This is a genomic window from Gemmatimonadota bacterium (genome assembly GCA_016719105.1).
GTDB lineage: Bacteria > Gemmatimonadota > Gemmatimonadetes > Gemmatimonadales > Gemmatimonadaceae > SCN-70-22.
In genome coordinates, this window is record JADKAQ010000003.1 from 218,900 (window position 1) to 236,472 (window position 17,573).

Annotated in this window: 14 protein-coding genes, 2 tRNA genes and 1 riboswitch; all 16 genes read left to right on the top strand. The window is 69.7% G+C overall.

Features of this window, described 5'->3' with window-relative positions; all coding sequences use genetic code 11:
• Positions 1-7 precede the first annotated feature (7 nt).
• Entirely contained in the window at positions 8-544 is a 537-nt protein-coding gene (locus IPN47_07720) for a bifunctional nuclease family protein (protein ID MBK9407930.1), read from the top strand.
• A gap of 16 nt (positions 545-560) precedes the next feature.
• Positions 561-1,937 carry a hypothetical protein gene (locus tag IPN47_07725; protein MBK9407931.1) on the top strand — a complete coding sequence of 459 codons (1,377 nt, stop codon included), beginning with the start codon at positions 561-563 and terminating at the stop codon, positions 1,935-1,937.
• Positions 1,922-2,110: riboswitch (cobalamin riboswitch) on the top strand. (Overlaps the previous gene by 16 nt.)
• 88 nt (positions 2,111-2,198) lie before the next feature.
• On the top strand, positions 2,199-3,164 hold the full coding sequence (locus IPN47_07730) for an ABC transporter substrate-binding protein (GenBank protein ID MBK9407932.1): 966 nt from the start codon (positions 2,199-2,201) through the stop codon (positions 3,162-3,164).
• Complete coding sequence (locus IPN47_07735; GenBank protein MBK9407933.1) at positions 3,164-4,141, top strand: iron ABC transporter permease; 978 nt, start codon at positions 3,164-3,166, stop codon at positions 4,139-4,141. Before IPN47_07730 ends, IPN47_07735 begins: the two co-directional genes overlap by 1 nt.
• Positions 4,138-4,932, top strand: a complete 795-nt coding sequence (locus tag IPN47_07740; GenBank protein ID MBK9407934.1) for an ABC transporter ATP-binding protein — start codon at positions 4,138-4,140, stop codon at positions 4,930-4,932. The genes IPN47_07735 and IPN47_07740 overlap by 4 nt, the downstream gene beginning before the upstream one ends.
• Positions 4,933-4,947: 15 nt before the next feature.
• Positions 4,948-7,002 carry a TonB-dependent receptor gene (locus IPN47_07745; protein ID MBK9407935.1) on the top strand — a complete coding sequence of 685 codons (2,055 nt, stop codon included), beginning with the start codon at positions 4,948-4,950 and terminating at the stop codon, positions 7,000-7,002.
• 61 nt (positions 7,003-7,063) lie between these two features.
• Complete coding sequence (gene recO, locus IPN47_07750) at positions 7,064-7,837, top strand: DNA repair protein RecO (GenBank protein ID MBK9407936.1); 774 nt, start codon at positions 7,064-7,066, stop codon at positions 7,835-7,837.
• Positions 7,834-9,675 (top strand): selenocysteine-specific translation elongation factor, encoded by a 1,842-nt coding sequence (gene selB / locus IPN47_07755; protein ID MBK9407937.1) that lies wholly within the window; start codon positions 7,834-7,836, stop codon positions 9,673-9,675. The genes recO and selB overlap by 4 nt, the downstream gene beginning before the upstream one ends.
• Positions 9,676-10,113: 438 nt before the next feature.
• Positions 10,114-10,257 carry a hypothetical protein gene (locus IPN47_07760; GenBank protein MBK9407938.1) on the top strand — a complete coding sequence of 48 codons (144 nt, stop codon included), beginning with the start codon at positions 10,114-10,116 and terminating at the stop codon, positions 10,255-10,257.
• 288 nt (positions 10,258-10,545) lie between these two features.
• Positions 10,546-13,134 (top strand): ATP-dependent chaperone ClpB, encoded by a 2,589-nt coding sequence (gene clpB / locus IPN47_07765; protein ID MBK9407939.1) that lies wholly within the window; start codon positions 10,546-10,548, stop codon positions 13,132-13,134.
• A 30-nt stretch (positions 13,135-13,164) separates the two neighbouring features.
• Entirely contained in the window at positions 13,165-13,608 is a 444-nt protein-coding gene (tadA, locus tag IPN47_07770) for a tRNA adenosine(34) deaminase TadA (protein MBK9407940.1), read from the top strand.
• A gap of 71 nt (positions 13,609-13,679) precedes the next feature.
• A complete protein-coding gene (locus tag IPN47_07775) occupies positions 13,680-14,891 on the top strand; it encodes a GGDEF domain-containing protein (GenBank protein ID MBK9407941.1) in 1,212 nt (403 codons plus the stop codon).
• 81 nt (positions 14,892-14,972) lie between these two features.
• A tRNA-Ser gene (locus tag IPN47_07780) sits at positions 14,973-15,059 on the top strand.
• Positions 15,060-15,211: 152 nt separating this feature from the next.
• A tRNA-Ser gene (locus IPN47_07785) sits at positions 15,212-15,298 on the top strand.
• 214 nt (positions 15,299-15,512) lie between these two features.
• Positions 15,513-16,340, top strand: a complete 828-nt coding sequence (locus tag IPN47_07790) for a hypothetical protein (GenBank protein MBK9407942.1) — start codon at positions 15,513-15,515, stop codon at positions 16,338-16,340.
• A gap of 292 nt (positions 16,341-16,632) precedes the next feature.
• Positions 16,633-17,460, top strand: a complete 828-nt coding sequence (locus IPN47_07795) for a signal peptidase II (protein MBK9407943.1) — start codon at positions 16,633-16,635, stop codon at positions 17,458-17,460.
• Positions 17,461-17,573 lie beyond the last annotated feature (113 nt).

The following is a 17,573-nucleotide window of genomic DNA, read 5'->3' on the forward strand; positions in this document are numbered from 1 at the left end:
AGGGCGCATGAGCACGATGGTGGAGGTGGCGGTTGCCCGCCTGGGACTGGACGGGAGCACCAACACGTACGTGGTCATCCTGCGTGAGACGGGGGGCGAACGCGTGCTCCCCATCTGGATCGGCCAGGCCGAGGCCGAGTCGATCCTCCTCGAGATGAACCATGTGAAGAAGGACCGGCCGCTGACCCACGATCTGTGCAAGGCACTGATCGTGGGGCTCGGCGGTGTCGTGCGTCGCATCCAGATCACGAAGGTGCACAAGGGGACGTACTTCGCCGAGCTGCACATCGATCGCGATGCCGAGCAGTATCGCATTGACGCGCGACCGTCAGACAGCATCGCCATCGCGCTGCGCGTGCCGGCGCCGATCTACGCCGACGAGTCGTTGCTGGCGCTCCCCGGCGAGGAGGCGAAAGAGACGGAGGAGGAAGGGATCCTCCCCGAGGTGCCGCCCGTGCAGAGCACCGACGAAATGACGGCCGAGCAGTTGAAGCAGTACCTCTCGGGGCTCCGTCCCGAGGATTTCGGGAAGTTTCACCTCTGACGGGCACGTGCAACCGGTGACTCCAACCGCCCAGCGCATGTGCGCACTGGCGCCGCGCTCGGCGTGCACGATTCGTCGTACCATCTCGGGGGCTCGCGCCGTGGCGCGCGCTGTCGGCGCCGGAGTACTGGCGCTCGTCGCGACGGTGGGGGGCGCGCGGCGCGTGCATGCGCAGGCGCCACTCTCGGTGCGCGGCAGCGTGGTTCGACAGACGCTCGACGGCACGCGGGTCGTGGCACGCGAGCTGGTGACGCTGCATCGTGTGAATTCGCGGGAGGCCGGGCCCATCGATTCGATGACAACCGATGCGAAGGGGACCTTCGCGTTTCGTGTTGCATCGCCCGACTCGCTGTCGATGTACCTCGCGTCGGCGCGCTACGGAGGCATCGCCTACTTCTCGCAACCGATGCAGGCGGGGCAGGTGGCGGGCGGCCCCTCGGAAATCGTCGTGTACGACACGACGTCGGCCGACGTGCGTCTCCAGCTGCAAGGGCGCCACCTCGTCGTGTCGTCACCCAACGCCGACGGCGTGCGCTCCGTGATCGACGTGTTGGAGATCGAGAACGACACGGTGGTCACGCGCGTGGCCGGGGCCGCAAATCGCGCGACGTATTCGTTGCTGCTGCCGGATGGGGCGCGCAACGTGCGGGCGTCGCAGGGCGAGATGTCGGACGGCGCGGTCGAGGTGCGCGACGGACGGGCCGACGTCTACGCGCCGCTCTCGCCCGGGCTGCGTCAGCTCGTCCTGACGTATGAACTGCCGGCGTCCGTCTTCCCGGTGTCGGTGCCACTCGAGCGCGATGTCTCGGTGCTCGAGGTACTGCTCGAGGAGCCGGGGGCGACCGCGGAAGGGGGAGGACTCAAGAGCCAGGGCGGCGTGACCGTCGATGGCAAGACCTTCACGCGGTACCTCGGGCAAAGTGCGCCGGCGACCGCTGTGGTGACGCTCGGCGTGGCGAAGGGGATCGGTGGGACGTCGGTGCCCACGTGGGTGCTGCCACTGGTGCTGTCGCTCGTCACGTTAGGCGTGATCCTCGTCGTGGCGCGCCGCGCCCCTTCGCGCGCGCCCTCGCGCGTGCCATCGCCCGCGCACGAGGCGTCGCGCCCCACCGCGGCGGCCGTCGCGCCGAGTCGCTCGACGGAGCGGACGCCGGCGCCGGGGACGCACGGATCGACCGCGTGGGCGGTGGCAGCCGTGTCGGACGAGGGAGGGCAGGGCGAGACATTGCCGGTCGAGGTGGTGCAGTTGGCACGCCACGTCGCGGCCGTCGACGCACTGCTCGCGCGCGATCCCGACCAGCGTGCCGAGCTGCGTGCTGAACTGCAGGGCTATCGTGCGGCCCGAAAGGCCGAACTCGTGGACGCGCTTGCGCGTCGGACTCGAGTCCGGTAGGTTGGCCCTACAACTGATTTGCGGACGGCGGAGACGGAAACCGGTGTGATGCCGGTGCGGCCCCGCCACTGTAACGGGCGAACACACGTCCATTCATCACGCCACTGACACCTGTCGGGAAGGCGAATGGACGGCCCGGAGCCAGGAGACGACCGTCGTCCGTGCCACACAAATGAGCCCTCGGGGGAGGGCTCGTGGGGTACGTGACGCCAGTCATGGCGTGCGTGCGATCGCGGGCATTCCCCATCACCACAGGTGCGGATGTCCGCGTTTTTGTTGTCGGGAGAGCCCGCGATCCATCGCCGCATGCGGCGCGTGATCCGCTTCGCACTCGGAACGGTCCTCGTCTCGTGCGCCGTCGGGTGCCGCGCGGGTGACACCTCGACCGGCGATCAGGCCGATACCACCCACCGCGCCACGATCGACCTCACCCGCGATGACTACGGCGTCGCCGTCGTGCCGGGTGCCGCGCAGCGGATCGTCTCCCTCAACCCGACCACCACCGAGATCCTCTTCGCGTTAGGCGTGGGCGATCGGATCGTGGGGCGGTCGCGATGGGACCAGTGGCCGGAAGCCGCGCGGCGCGTCCCGGCACTCGGCGATGCCATTCGGCCGAGTGTGGAGCAGGTGCTCGCGGCACGCCCCGACCTGGTCCTGCTGTACGCCAGCGGTGACAACCGCGCGGCAGCGGCGGCGCTCGGCGGCGCGGGGATCACCGTCGTGGCGTTGCGTGTCGATCGGATCGCCGACTTCGAACGATGCGTGCGGGTCCTGGGGGCGCTCACCGGGCGCGACGAGGCGGCGCGCGCCGCCGTCGACAGCGTGCGTCGTTCGCTCGCCAGCGTGCGCGTGGCCATGCAGGGCGCGCCACGTCCGTCGGTCTTCCTGCACGTCTGGGACAACCCGCTCATGGCCATCGGCGGTGGGAGCTTCCTGTCCGAACTCGTCGACATCGCCGGGGGGCGAAACGTGTATGCCGACCGTCCGGAACAGTCGCCGCAGGTGTCGTTCGAGGACCTGGTGCGGCGCGACCCGGATGCGATCCTTGCGGGGCCGCTCGAGGTCACGCGACTCGCCGCCGATGCACGGTGGCAGGCGTTGCGCGCCGTGCAGCAGGGACGCGTGCTGGCGTACGACACCGCCCTCGTGGCGCGACCTTCGATGCGTCTCGGTGAAGCGGCGCGATCGCTGGCTCGCCTGCTCCACCCCGGCGCGGTGCTCCCCTGATGCGTCGCGCACGGTGGGGGGCGCTCCTCCTGCTCCTCGTGGTGACCGGTGTGCTCGCCCTCATGCTGGGGGCGACGAACATTGCACCTGCCGATATCTGGGGGGCGCTCGTCGGTGACGGGCGCGATACGGCCACGGTCGCCATCGTGCGCGCGGTTCGCCTGCCGCGCGTGCTGCTGGCGATGCTGGTGGGTGCGGCGCTGGGGATGAGTGGCAGCGTCCTGCAGGGAACGCTGCGCAACGCGCTGGCCGAACCGTATCTCCTGGGTGTGTCGGGGGGGGCCGCCGTCGGCGCCGTCGTTGCCGTGGCGGCGGGCGTTGGCGCGCCGCCGCTCATCGCGCTGGCGGCCTTCGTCGGCGCGCTCGGCGCCGTTGCGGCGGTCCTCGCCATCGCCCACGCCGCCGGAGGACTGGGCGACACGCGCCTGCTCCTGATGTCTGGGGTGGTCGTGGGCGCCTTCGCCAACGCCGCGATCATGGTGGTCATGGCCACCGCCGCCCCCGATGTCACGCGCAATGCGCTCTGGTGGATGATGGGCTCCGTCGCCGCGGCGGGATGGCGCGACGTGGTCCTGCTCGCTGCGATGCTCGCGGTGATCGGGGCATGGCTCGTACATCAGGCGCGCGGGCTCGACGTGCTGGCGCTCGGCGGCGATACCGCCGACTCGTTAGGGATCGATGCCGCGCGTGTGGGGCGGCGCTTCTTCGTCCTGGCCTCGCTCCTGGCGGCGGCGACGGTGGCCGTGGCGGGGCTGGTTGGTTTCGTGGGCTTGATGGTCCCGCACCTCGCGCGCTCCATCACTGGCGGCCGGGCCCGACCGGTCCTGCTGGCCGCGGCGCTCTGCGGGGCCATCCTCGTGGTTGGCGCCGACCTCGCCGCGCGCACGGTGCGTGCCCCCGCCGAACTCCCGTTAGGCGCAGTGACCGCTCTGGTCGGCGTTCCGTTCTTCCTCTGGCGGCTGCGAGGTGGGCGATGATCGCCTTCGACCAGGTGCGCGTGCGCTATCCCGGCAGCGACCGCGACGCGCTGGCGGGGGTGAGCTTCACGGCGTCTCCCGGGCAACTCACCGCGGTCGTCGGACCCAATGGGAGTGGCAAGAGCACGCTCGTGCGTGCGCTGCTGGGCCGCATCCCGCTGCAGCAGGGACGCGTGACCGTGGACGGGACCGCGACGGCGCTCCTGTCCCGGCGCGACCTGGCCCGTCGCGTTGCCGTCGTCTCGCAGCGCGAGGAACCGGCCTTCCCCCTGTCGGTGCGCGACTACGTGGCGCTGGGGCGATTCCCCTGGCAGCACGCCTGGTCGCCGCCATCGCCGCAGGACCTCGACGCGGCCGAGCGCGCGCTGCGCGAGGCCGACGTCGTCCCCCTCGCCGACCGCCGCACCGACGCGCTGTCGGGGGGCGAGTGGCAGCGCGTGCGCGTGGCCCGCGCCTTGGCGCAGGCGACCGACGCCATCGTCCTCGACGAACCCACGACGTTTCTCGACATCGCCCACGAGATGGCCTGCTTCGAGTTGTTGGCCGCGCTCGCGCACGCCGGTCGTTGCGTCGTCGTCATCAGTCACCAACTCAACCTTGTCGCGCGCTTCGCCGACCGGGTCGTTCTCCTCGCCCGCGGCCACCTGGTCGCCGAGGGAGCGCCCGGCGACGTGATGCGTGGTGAGACGCTCGAGCGCGTCTACGAGTGGCCACTCGTGGTCTCGCGTGACCCGGCCGTCGGTGCACCGACGCTGGTCCCTCTTCGCAAGCGACACGCACCGCTTCCCTAACGATTGCCGCTCCCCATGCCTGTCTCCGTGTCCCTCATGCGTGCGCCTGGTGTCCCGCGCGAGTCCTCGCGGCTCGCGCGTGTCGGCCGTCCCGCCGCGCGCCGACCGCTGCTTCCGTTCTTCGCTCGCGCCGTCGTGCATGTCGGCGCGACCTTGTGCGTCCCGCTCCTCGCGGTGGGGGCGCAGGCGTCGCGTGACACCACGCGCCTCCCCTCGGTCGTGGTGACGGCCGATCGGCTCGAGCGCCCGATCTCGGCGACGACATCTGCCGTCACGGTCCTCAACGGCGCCACGCTGCGGGCCGCGGGGGTGACGCACGTGGTTGATGCACTGCGCTCCGTTCCCGGGCTCTCGCTCGCGCGCGCCGGCTCCAACGGGGCGCAGTCGTCGATCTTCCTGCGTGGTGGCGAAAGCGACTACGTGCGAGTGCTCGTGGATGGCGTGCCGATGAACGATCCGGGTGGCGCGATCGACCTGGGGGCGCTCACCGTCGACAACATCGAGCGCATTGAGGTGGTGCGTGGCCCGGCGAGCGTGCTCTACGGAAGCGATGCGGTGACCGGGGTCATCCAGCTCTTCACGCGTCAGGCGCAACACCGCCTGCAGTCGTCGCTCGCGGTGCGCGCGGGGACGTATGGTGCCCGCGTGGGTGAGGCGAGCGTGGGAACGCGTGGCGAACTGGGGAGCGCGACGCTGGGGGTGGCTCATCATGCGACCAACGGGATGCTCCCCTTCAACAACGCCTATCGCAACGACGTCGCCAGTGCGCGCGGCGACGCGGTGATTGGCGGCGTGCGCGGAATGCTGACGGTGCGACACAGTGACAACGCCTTTCGATATCCGACCGACGGCGCCGGGGCGGTCGTCGATCGCAATGCGCGCCGCGGCGAGCGCCGCTTCTCGAGCGCCGCCGAGCTGTCGCGGATGTTTGGGGCGCGTGTGCAGGGGAGCCTCGCACTGTCGGCCCTCGAGGTGCACGGGCGCACCGTCGACCCGTCGGATGGTGCAGGGGACACGCTCGGCTTCTACGCATACCGTGCGCGGGGGGCGGTGCGGCGCCGCGGCGCCGAGGCGCGCCTCGTCATGCGCCCCCTCGACGGACACGCGATCTCCCTCGCGGTGGAGTATGCCGGTGAGCATCAGCGCAGCGCCGACAGCTCCAACTACGACGTGTCGCTCAACCGGTTCGCAGCATCGCGCGTCACGCGGGCGGCGGTCGCGCAGTGGGTGGGCGACGTGGGACGTGTCTCGTTCTCGGTGGGTGGCCGCTACGACGATAACGACACGTACGGCGCCTTTCGCACCGCGCGTGCCGGCGTGGCCACGCGCCTCTGGCAGGGAGGGCGCGCCCGCGCGGCGCTGGGCTCGAGCTTCAAGGCCCCGACCTTCCTCGAGACCTTCTCGACCGCTTTCTCGGTCGGGAACACGGCGCTCACCCCCGAACGGTCGCGCGCCTGGGAAGTCGGCATCGACCAGGGCCTCGCAGGCGAGCGGCTGCAGCTCGCGGTGACCTTCTTCGACCAGCGATTCCGCGACCTCATCCAGTACACGTACGTGTCGCCCACCACCCCCAACTACTTCAACGTCGCCGCCGCCTCGTCGCGGGGACTGGAGGTCGAGCTGCGTGGTGAGGCGGCGCGCGGCGTCTCCTTCTGGGGGAACGCCACGGCGCTCCGCACGCGCGTCGACGACGCCGGCTTCCAGTCCGGCGCCGGCGCGACGTTCGTGCAAGGCGGACGGCTCCTGCGTCGTCCGCCGCTCACGGTGTCCGGTGGGGTGCAGCTGCAACGCCTGCCGCACACGCGGCTGGACCTCGCGCTCACGCGGGTCGGCGTGCGCGACGACCGCGACTTCTCGGGCTTCCCGGCCACGGCCGTCGAGCTGGCGGCGTACACCCGTGCCGACATCGGCGGAGAGTACGCTCTGGCGCCCGGGGCGGGATTCTGGCGCTCGACGGCGTTGACCGTGCGACTGGAGAACGCCTTCGGCGCCGGCTACGAGGAGATCGCCAACTTCCGCGCGCCGGGGCGCGTGCTGCTCGCCGGCGTCCGGGTGGGGACGCTGCGCTGAGGCGCCAAGGGCAGGTCGGGCGGGGCGCGCCGGAGTCGTGGCGCGCCGAGTATCTTGGGGAATGCCGCTCGTCACGACCGACGCGGTGGTGCTCCACGCGTTCGACTACCTCGAGAGCTCCCGCATTCTTCGCCTCGCCACGCGCGACGCCGGCCTTCAGTCGGTGATCGCGCGCGGCGCGCGCTCGTCGAACCGGCGATTCGGGCTCGGCCTCGACCTGTTCGCCAGCGGCGTGGCGCAGATCCAGACGCGCCCTGGTCGCGAGCTGCAGCAGCTGTCGGGCTTTGATCTCGGGAGCGCGCGCGTGGCCCTCTCGCAAGACCTCGAGCGCTTCGGGGCGGCGTCGGCGCTGGCCGAACTGGCGCTGCGCTTCGCCGACGGCGACGAGCCCGGTGACTTCTATGTGGTGCTCACCGCCGCGCTGGACGCGATCGCCGCCGCCCCCCACGGCGAGGCGCGCGATGTCGGGATTGCCGGGGCGTGGCACCTGGTCGCCACGTTAGGCTTCGCTCCCGCGCTCGACAGCTGCTGCCGCTGCCATCGCACCCTCGACGACACCGGTGTCGTCGACTTCTCCCCGTCCGCGGGGGGGAGCGCCTGCCGCGAGTGCGCGGCGGTGCTTCCGCGAGGACGAGCCCTTCCTCCCGAGGCCCGGGCGGCGCTGCGGGCGTGGACCTCCGGCGTCCCGTATCCCGTGCACGAGGGCGCGATGCGTCGCGCCCACCTGCGCCTGCTGCGCGAGTTTCTCGAGCATCACCTGGGCGACGGGCGCGCGCTGCGCGCGTTCGAGAGCTGGGAACACGGCATGGGTGCGTCGGTCGGCGACGGGCGATGATCATCGGAACCGCCGGCCACATCGACCACGGCAAGACCGCGCTCGTGCGCGCCCTGACCGGCGTCGACACCGACCGCCTCCCCGAGGAGAAACGGCGCGGCATCACCATCGAGCTGGGCTTTGCCCCCTTGGCGCTCGACGGCCTCGGCACGGTCGGGCTGGTCGACGTGCCGGGACATGAGGCCTTCGTGCGGACGATGCTGGCTGGGGCGACCGGCATCGACCTCGCGCTCCTCGTCGTTGCGGCTGACGAGGGGGTCATGCCCCAGACGCGAGAGCACTTGGCCATCCTCTCGCTGCTCGGCGTGCGCGCCGGCGTCGTGGTGCTCACCAAGCGGGACACGGTGGACGACGATTGGGTGGCGCTGGTGCGCGACGACCTGCACGCGGTGCTGCAGGGGAGCGCGCTCGAGGAAGCACCGATCCTCGAGACCTCCGTCGTCACCGGCCTAGGGATCGCCGCGCTTCGCGACGAACTCCGACGACAGCTCGTCGCCCTGCCGGTCCGCTCGTCGCACGACCTCTTCCGGATGCCCGTCGACCGGGCCTTCAGCGTCAAGGGTACGGGAACCGTCGTCACCGGGACGGTCTGGAGCGGGTCCGTCTCTGCCGAGACGCCGCTTCGCCTCTTTCCGGCCGACCGCGCCGTACGCGTGCGCGGTGTGCAGCACCACGGGGCCGCCACGACCGTGCTCGCGCCGGGGATGCGTGGGGCGATCGCCCTCGCCGCCGTGGGAGTGGAGGAGGTGTCGCGAGGGGGCGTCCTGGTCGAGGAGGGGGCATGGACCGCCTCGCGACTCCTCCGGGGCGACGTGGCGCTCCTCGAGGACGCGGCGCGTCCGCTGCGTCCTCGAGAGTGGGTCCGTCTCCACCTCGGGACCAGCGAGGTTGGGGCCCGAGTCGTCGTCGCCGGTGGAGCGCTCACCCCAGGGGGGGCGCGGGGGGCACGGCTCGTCCTCGACACCCCGATCGTCGCGCGCGCTGGCGACCGTTTCGTCCTGCGCCTTCCGTCACCTCCCACCACCATTGGCGGTGGGATCATCGTCGATCCCTCGCCCACTCAGCGCCGGGCGCGTCCCTGGCCGTCTGGGCTCAGCGTCGAGGAACGGTTGCTCCGGTTGACCGATGAAGCCGGGGAGCGTGGGATCGAGCTCCGCCAGCTCCCGGTCCGCCTTGGTCTCCCTGCGGACGAGTGTCGGGCACTGCTCGCGCGCGACGAGCGCCTCCTCGAGAACGCGGGAAGACTCTACCTGCGACGTATCGTCGAGGCGCTCGCGGAACGGCTGCTCGAGGCCGTCGAGCGCTATCACGCACGCTCTCCGCTGGAGGCATGGATGCCGAGGGCAACCCTTCGCGCGGCGGTCGTGTCTGACGAGGAGATCGCGACGCTCGGTCTGGCGAGTCTGTTTGCCCGAGGGGTGCTTGAGTCAGGGGGGGGCGGCGTCCGCCGGCCGGGGTGGACTCCGGTGATGGACGACGCGGTGGTTCGAGAGCGTGACTGGTTGCTCGAGCGTCTCCGGGCGTCGGGGAGCGAGCCTCCCGCCGTGTCGGAACTTCGTAGCGAGCGCGAGGGCAACGACCCAGTCCCTCTCCTGCGTATCTTGGAACGGGAACGGCTCGTCGTTCAGGTAGAAGGCGATCGGTATTACGCGTCCGATACGCTGGACCAGTTGATCGATCGGCTTCGGCACGGCATGATCCCCGGGCAGGTGTACGGACCGGCCGAGCTCCGCGAAATGATTGGCACGTCGAGGAAGTACCTCATCCCGCTGCTCGAGTACTGTGATCGGCAACGCATCACGGAACGGCGGTCTGAGGGTAGGGTACTGGTGTCGTGAGTGCGGGGACTGCTTTCTTGACACGACCCATGCCGATTCCTATGTTCGCGCCAAGTTCCGAAACGTAAACCGCCATCAGGAGTTAGCTCCCGCACCTCTTCTTTGTCAGTTGGAGAAGCACACATGACGCTACGATGGGCAGCACGGTTGGTTGTGCTTGCTCTCTGCGCGTTGGTAACACGGTCCGCAGCGGCCCAGGTGACACAACAATCGAGTCGAGATCCGGCGTCGGGGTCGTCCCTTGGGCAGAACTTCCCAAACCCCTTCAATCCGGAGACGACGATTCCGTTTTCGATTGGTGGGGCACCAGAATGCACCGATGCTGGACGGCAGTACCGCGTCTCGCTGAAGATCTACAACGTCCTGGCACAGTTCGTCGCCACTCCGGTTCTGCAGGGTGGTTCGTCCAGTGTCGCAGGCGGGCAAGCGCTCAGCAACGTGTTACTCACGTGTGGCCAGTACACGGCGTACTGGGACGGCAAGTACCTCATGAACGGTCGCGAAGTCGCCTCGGGCGTGTACGTCTATCGCCTCGAGATCGACGGGAAACCGATCTTCCGAAAGATGATCGTGATGAAGTAGCGATCGCTCGGCAGCACCGCATCTCGCACCAAGTGCAAACGCCTTTCAGCGCCGCGGCATCCTTGAGACGCCGCGGCGCTGGCGTTTGTAGCACCTGAAGGTCCGGCATAGCGCCCCAGCCCACGGGTCGCCCCCGCCAAGTCGGCATGACGTCCGACGCGCCGGCCATTTTTCGCACCCCGCGCGAGCCATTTCGGCCACGAATCGGCGGCACCCCCGTTGCCTTAGGAGAGTGCAGCGTATGGATTTCTCCGCGCGCCGCCCTCACGCCGACCCCACGCGTCGATGATCAACCCCGATCGCCTGACGGTTAAGTCCACCGAAGCGCTCAACGAGGCTCTCGCCCTCGCTCGGCGCAACGGCAATCCGCTCGTGTACGACTTGCACCTGCTGCACGCCCTGTTGGGGCAGGACGAAGGGATCGTCGTCCCCGTCCTCCAGAAGATGGGCGTCCAGGTCGCCGGGCTCCGCGAGGCCGTGGAGCGCGAGATGGGGCGCTACCCCAAGCAGACCGGTGCGCAGCCCTCGCTTTCGCGCGAGATGAACCAGATCGTCGATCGCGCCGAAGAGGAAGCGCGAGGGCTGGGCGACGACTTCGTCTCCACCGAACATCTCCTGCTGGCCCTCACCGACGTGAAGGGGACGGAGAGCAAGGGATTGCTCTCCACCGCCGGTGCCGAGCGCGCGGAGGTGTTGGCGGCGTTGCAGGCGGTGCGCGGCTCCCATCGCGTGACCGACCAGACGCCGGAGGACAAGTACCAGGCGTTGCAGCGCTTCACGCGCGACCTCACCGAGCAGGCCCGCAAGGGGAAGCTCGATCCCGTCATCGGGCGTGACGAGGAGATCCGCCGCGTGATGCAGGTGCTGTCGCGGCGCACGAAGAACAACCCGGTCCTCATCGGCGAGCCCGGCGTCGGCAAGACGGCGATCGCCGAGGGGCTCGCGTCGCGCATCGTGAACGGTGACGTCCCGGAGGGGCTCAAGAACAAGCGCCTGATCTCGCTCGACCTGGGCGCGCTCATCGCCGGGGCCAAGTATCGAGGGGAGTTCGAGGAGCGCCTCAAGGCGGTGCTGAAGGAGATCGCCGATTCCGAGGGGTTGTTCATCGTCTTCATCGACGAGTTGCACACGCTCGTTGGGGCAGGGAAGGCCGAGGGGTCGATGGACGCCGGCAACATGCTCAAGCCGATGCTGGCGCGCGGCGAGCTGCGCGTGGTAGGCGCCACGACGCTGGACGAGTACCGCAAGTACGTGGAGAAGGACCCGGCGCTGGAGCGGCGCTTCCAGCCGGTCTTTGTCGGCGAGCCCAGCGTGGAGAGCACGATCGCCATCCTGCGCGGGCTCAAGGAGCGTTACGAGGCGCATCACGGGGTGCGCATCACCGACGGCGCGATCGTCGCGGCGGCCACGCTCTCCAACCGGTACATCGGCGACCGTTTCCTTCCCGACAAGGCGATCGACCTGGTCGACGAGTCGGCGTCGCGCCTGCGGATCGAGATCGACTCCATGCCGCAGGAGATCGACGAGGTGGAACGTCGCATCGTGCAATTCGAGATCGAGCGACAGGCACTGCAGAAGGAGACCGATCCCGCCGCGATCGAGCGCCGTCAGGTGCTCGAGCGCGAACTGGCCGAGGCGAAGGAGACGTCGGCCGGCATGAAGGCGCAGTGGCAGCGTGAGAAGGAATCGTTAGGCGCGGTGGGCAAGATCAAGGAAGAGATCGACGCCGCCAAGACCGCCGCCGAACAGGCCACGCGCTCGGGGGACCTCGGGCGCGCGGCCGAGATCCAGTACGGCACCATTCCGCAGCTGGAACGGCAGCTCAAGGAGGTCGAGGGAACGCTCGCGTCCAAGTCCGGCGAGGGGCGTCGCTTCCTGAAGGAAGAGGTGACGGCGGACGACATCGCCGAAGTCGTGTCGCGGTGGACGGGGATTCCCGTCACGCGCATGATGGAGACGGAGCGCGAACGGCTCACGAAGCTCGAGGACGAACTCGCGCGCCGGGTGGTCGGGCAGCGACAGGCAGTGGAAGCCGTGAGCAACGCGGTGCGTCGCTCCCGCGCCGGCCTGCAGGATCCCAATCGTCCGATCGGCTCGTTCATCTTCCTCGGTCCCACGGGCGTGGGCAAGACGGAAACGGCGCGAGCGCTCGCCGAATTCCTGTTCGACGACGAGACGGCGATGGTGCGCATCGACATGTCGGAGTACATGGAGAAGCACGCCGTGGCTCGGTTGATCGGAGCCCCGCCGGGGTACGTCGGCTATGAGGAGGGGGGGCAGCTGACGGAAGCCGTGCGCCGCCGCCCGTACCAGGTCGTCCTCTTCGACGAGATCGAGAAGGCGCACCCCGATGTGTTCAACATTCTCCTGCAGATCCTCGACGACGGGCGCCTGACGGACTCGCAGGGACGCACGGTCGACTTCCGCAACGTCGTGATCATCATGACGTCGAACGTGGGGTCGTCGTTCATCCTCGAACATGCCGGGAGCGACTGGGCCCTCGTGGAAGCCTCCGTGACCGGGGCGCTGCGGCAGCACTTCAAGCCGGAGTTCCTCAACCGGGTGGACGATATCATCGTCTTCCGCCCGCTCGGCCGGGAGCAGATCGGCACGATCGTCGAGTTGCAGCTGGCGCGCCTGCGCCGGCTCCTGGCCGATCGCAAGATCACGCTGGAGCTGACGGACGAGGCCAAGACGCTCATCGGGAACGAGGGATTCGACCCCGCGTTCGGCGCGCGCCCGCTCAAACGGGCCATCCAGCGCCTGCTGCAGAATCCGCTGGCGATGAGCATCCTCGACGGGCGCTTCGCCGACGGCGATACCATCCGCGTGGTGGTGGGGGACGACGGCGGGTTGCAGTTCGCCAAGGCGGAGTAACGCGTGTCGTTTGCGGCTGACGGAGAGCGCATGCAGGCCGCCCTCGCGCTCGCGCGCGAGGGCGTGTCGGTCGGTGAGGTGCCGGTGGGGGCGCTCGTCGTGCACGACGGGCTCGTGATCGGGGCCTCCGGCAATCGGACCGTGCGTGACCAGGACCCGACGGCGCACGCCGAGGTGGTGGCGCTCCGGCAGGCGGCAGCGGCCCTGGGTCGCTGGCGCCTCAATGGCTGCACCCTGTATGTCACGCTCGAACCGTGCGCCATGTGTGCGGGGGCACTCGTGCTGGCGCGCGTCGACCGCGTCGTCTTCGGCGCTTGGGACGAGAAGGCCGGGATGGCCGGTTCGGTCGAGGACCTCCTGCGGCACCCGCGACTGAACCATCGCCCCGAGGTGCGCGGCGGGGTGGAGGCGGAGGCCTGCGCGTCGCTCCTGCGCGACTTTTTCGGCCGCCGGCGCGACGCCTCCGACCGCTGACGCGACCCGCGCGGCCGCGGCGTTGACCTTTGGCGTCGTGCGGCGTCCTACGTTCGACGACGCCCCGCCGGATGCCGCCGACTCCCACGCACTCTCCCGTCCAGTTGATTCCCCGCGCCGCCGACTGGCGCGGCTTCTTCGCGCCCGGCCCCGCCGCCGCGGTGATCGACGCCGGGAGTGCCGGCGAACTGGTCGTGGCGCGGGTCCGCATCGCCCTCATGGGCGCGATCGCCTTCGTCCCGCTGGTGAGCATGTACGGCGCGAAGCACGTCGGGGTGCGCGAGAACCTCTCCGCGCTCGTGACCGTGCTCGCCGGCCTGGTCGTCTCCGCGGCGATCCTCGTGCTCGCCAGGCGCAACGATCGGCACCGGCGGCTCGCCATCTTCACGAGCGCGTTCGACGTCTCCCTCGTGTCGGTGACACAGCTCGCGTACCTGTTGCAGGACTTCCCGTCGGCGGCCGCCAACTCGCGCACCACCTTCGTCGCGTACTTCATGGCGGTGGGCGCCACCTGCCTGCGGTGGGATGTGCGCATCACGCTGTTTGCCGGCATGTTGGCGATCGTCGAGTACAGCGCCATCGCCGTCCTGGCCTGGGCGCGCTGGCCGGCGATTCCGACCCCCGACGTCCTGGTCCACGGGGAGTTCGTCTGGGGTCACCAGATGGGACGCGTGGTCTTTCTCATCGCGTTCACCGTGATGTGCGCGGCGATCGTGCGGCAGTCCGTGCAGCTGCGCATCTCCTCCACGCACGACGCGCTCACCCGGCTCATGAACCGGGCCTTCTTCGAGGAACGGCTGCGCGACGAGTTGTCGCGCGCCGCGCGCACGCACTCGGCGCTCTGCGTCGCGCTGCTCGACATCGATCACTTCAAGCGCGTCAACGACGAGCACGGGCACGACGCCGGCGACGCCGCCCTGCAGGTGGTCGCCTCGGTGCTGCGCCGGGCCGTGCGCCGCAACGACCTGATCGCCCGCTGGGGGGGCGAGGAGTTCGCGCTCGCCTTTCCCGACACGCGCCTCCCCGAGGCGTTCGGGAAGCTCGAACAGCTCCGACTCGAGGTCGCCTCGCACACGATCGTCCTCCCATCCGGGGCGCAGTTGCGGCTGACGGCTTCGGCCGGATTGGCCACCCTCGGCGATGATGGCGCCGACCTGCGGACGCTCCTGCAGGCGGCCGACCAGCGCCTGCTCGAGGCGAAGCGCAGCGGGCGGAACCGCGTCAGCATGACCGCCCCCACCCGACCGCAGAGCGGGGGGTGGCGGGTCGTCGTGGCCAGCTGAGCGACACTGCCTGCGCGCCGAGCGAATGCGGCGCGCTCGTTGACTACGCTTCTACCCCCGAATATTCTTCGTGTCTGTTTTGGACAGGTGTCCGAGTGGCTGAAGGAGCCGGTCTCGAAAACCGGTGTACCGGCAACGGTACCGTGGGTTCGAATCCCACCCTGTCCGTCGAACATCGCGCGCACTCGCGCGCGGCCAACGCGCCGGAGCGTCTTTCCGGCGCGTTGTCGCTTGAGGCGGCACCCGTTGCGGGGCGTTCGCGCGAGTGAGCAGCAGGGGCGGGACGCCGCGACGGTCGTCACCTCCCCTCGAAGAGCGTTGGACGGGTGGCCGAGTGGTTTAAGGCGCACGCCTGGAAAGTGTGTGTACGTGAAAGCGTACCGAGGGTTCGAATCCCTCCCCGTCCGTCGGGGGCTCGTCCCCTGCCAACGGCCCCCCGCCTCCGCGGGGGGCCGTTTGTGTTAGGCGTGGGTTCATGAAGCGCGCGCAGATTGCCACCAGACGCGCCGGCGGCCAGATTCGCGGCTGACTCGCGCGTTCGCGCCATCGCAGGCGCGAGAGCCGCCCGCGCGCGCAGCTCGCCACGCGGCCCCCCTCCATCACGCCGTCACAGCCCCCCGCATGCCCAACCTCGCGATTCTCCACCCGCAGGTCGTCCATTTCGTCGTCGGCCTACTCATCGTCGGCGTGCTGTTCCGGCTCGTCTCGCTCACGGGAAAGCTGTCGTGGACGAATCAGGCCGCCGCCGCGCTCCTCATCATGGGGACCGCAGCGGCTGCAGTCGCCGTCAAGTCGGGAATGGATGCACACGGGCCGGTCGAGCGCGTCCCCGGCTCTCGCCCGATCGTCCAGGAGCACGAAGAAGCCGGCGAGACGACGCGCAACATCTTCTTCGGCGTCGTCCTCCTCGAACTCGGTGCCCTCGCCCTGTCAGGCGGGGCCCAGCGCGCCCTGCGCTTCGGCTCGGCGGCCGTCGGCCTGGTTGGGCTCTTCTTCCTGTATGAGACGGGGGAAGAAGGGGGCGAACTGGTCTACTCGTACGCGGGCGGGGTCGGGATTCGCAGCGGCGAACCGGCTGACGTCGAGCGTCTGCTCCTCGCCGGCCAGTACCATCAGGCGATGCTCGACCGGAAGAACGGAAAGGGGGCCGAAGCAGCGACGCTGATCAGTGAGATGGCCAAGCGCTTTCCCAACGATACGTCGGTCATGATCATGGCCATCGAGTCGTCACTGCGTGATCGCAACGACGCTGCGGCAGCGCTTGCCGCCCTCGACGCGTTCCGCGTTCCCGCCGACAACCGACGCCTCGTGATGAGCACCGGGATGCTGCGGGCCGATGCACTCGTCGCGATGGGGCAGAAGGACTCGGCCCGCGCCACCATTCAGGCACTGCTCAAGGCGGTGCCGGACAACCCGCGCCTGATGGCGAAGCTCGACTCCCTCAAGTAGGGCAGCTCCTGCCTCTTGCGCGCGTCTCGCCCGACGGCAAACGCTTGTCGGGCGCGACGCCATGTCGCTTCACCGCAACGCTTATCGGCAGCGTTGGCCCTGTTCAAGCGTGATTCCGCTCACAAATTTCGGGAGACGAATGGCACATCTCCTGCCTTGGATAGTCGCCGAGAGGCGAGCATGTGTCGTCCGTCGCGACGCAATCTCCCAGGCCAGGGCACGTCGGGCCGGCGCATGCCGTTCTCTCTCCCCCGGTCCGTTCGAACACCACGGTTGATCCGGAGTCGTCGACGTGAAGGAGAATCGCCACCTGACGCTTCTTTCTCGCATCGCCCTGCTCGTCACGGTCGGTGACCTGGCGACCAAGGCGGCGGCGAAGGAGCTGCTGTCTGGCGAAGCGACCTGGTTCGCGTCGTGGCTCCACTTCGCCGTCGTGCACAACGATCAGGGGGCCTTCGGATGGTCGGCCGGGGTGTACACCTGGCAGCTCAACCTCGCCCTGACCATGGCGGCGATCGTCTTCATGATCCCCGTCACCCGCGATCTGGCGCGCATCGATCCGTCGGCGCCGCGCGCCCTCGGGCTCATCGTGGGGGGTGCCCTCGGGAACCTCGCCAGCCTGGTCACCTCGCCGTACGGGGTCGTCGACTTCATCCAGGTCGACCTGGAGAACGTGGGCGTCGCCCTCAACGTGGCCGACGTTGCCGCCTACGCCGGGCTGGCGATGATCCTTCGGACCGGGGGGCTCCTCGTGCTCGCGCTCCGGCGGGAGGGGCGGCTGCAGCCCTCAGCACAGGCCCCCGTCCCCGACATCTTCGCGGAGAAGGCGGCGCTCAAGGCCAAGCTTCGCGCGCATCGCCGCGACGACGATGCGCGTCCGGTCACCCCGCTGGGCGTCCCGGACATCGCGGTCGTCGACTGGAATCGGGTGACCCGTCCCATCGCGCAGCTCGCCGACAGCCCGCCGTCGGAGGAGGTCGAGGTGATCGACATTCGCGATGCCGGGCGTCGGCGCGGGGTCGTGGGGGAGATCTCTCCTGCGCCGTCCGAGCGTGGGCGGGGGGCGCTTCGGCAGCTTTCGACGAAGCTCGACGCGACGGGCGACTCGCCGGAGCGCTGACCGCCTCCGACCGGGGGAGGGGCAGCTCCTGCCGCCTCACCCTGCATGCCGACGTGTGGGACGTCGCCAATAGGTGACGACAACCACACTCATGCGTATGAAGGTAGGCGGTT

What these genes read in the sequence shown, in the direction of transcription:
- IPN47_07720 (MBK9407930.1), top strand. Translation starts at nt 8, where the DNA reads ATGAGCACGATGGTGGAGGTGGCGGTTGCCCGCCTGGGACTGGACGGG.
- IPN47_07730 (MBK9407932.1), top strand. Translation starts at nt 2,199, where the DNA reads ATGTCCGCGTTTTTGTTGTCGGGAGAGCCCGCGATCCATCGCCGCATG.
- IPN47_07735 (MBK9407933.1), top strand. Translation starts at nt 3,164, where the DNA reads ATGCGTCGCGCACGGTGGGGGGCGCTCCTCCTGCTCCTCGTGGTGACC.
- IPN47_07740 (MBK9407934.1), top strand. Translation starts at nt 4,138, where the DNA reads ATGATCGCCTTCGACCAGGTGCGCGTGCGCTATCCCGGCAGCGACCGC.
- IPN47_07745 (MBK9407935.1), top strand. Translation starts at nt 4,948, where the DNA reads ATGCCTGTCTCCGTGTCCCTCATGCGTGCGCCTGGTGTCCCGCGCGAG.
- recO (MBK9407936.1), top strand. Translation starts at nt 7,064, where the DNA reads ATGCCGCTCGTCACGACCGACGCGGTGGTGCTCCACGCGTTCGACTAC.
- selB (MBK9407937.1), top strand. Translation starts at nt 7,834, where the DNA reads ATGATCATCGGAACCGCCGGCCACATCGACCACGGCAAGACCGCGCTC.
- tadA (MBK9407940.1), top strand. Translation starts at nt 13,165, where the DNA reads ATGCAGGCCGCCCTCGCGCTCGCGCGCGAGGGCGTGTCGGTCGGTGAG.
- IPN47_07775 (MBK9407941.1), top strand. Translation starts at nt 13,680, where the DNA reads ATGCCGCCGACTCCCACGCACTCTCCCGTCCAGTTGATTCCCCGCGCC.
- IPN47_07790 (MBK9407942.1), top strand. Translation starts at nt 15,513, where the DNA reads ATGCCCAACCTCGCGATTCTCCACCCGCAGGTCGTCCATTTCGTCGTC.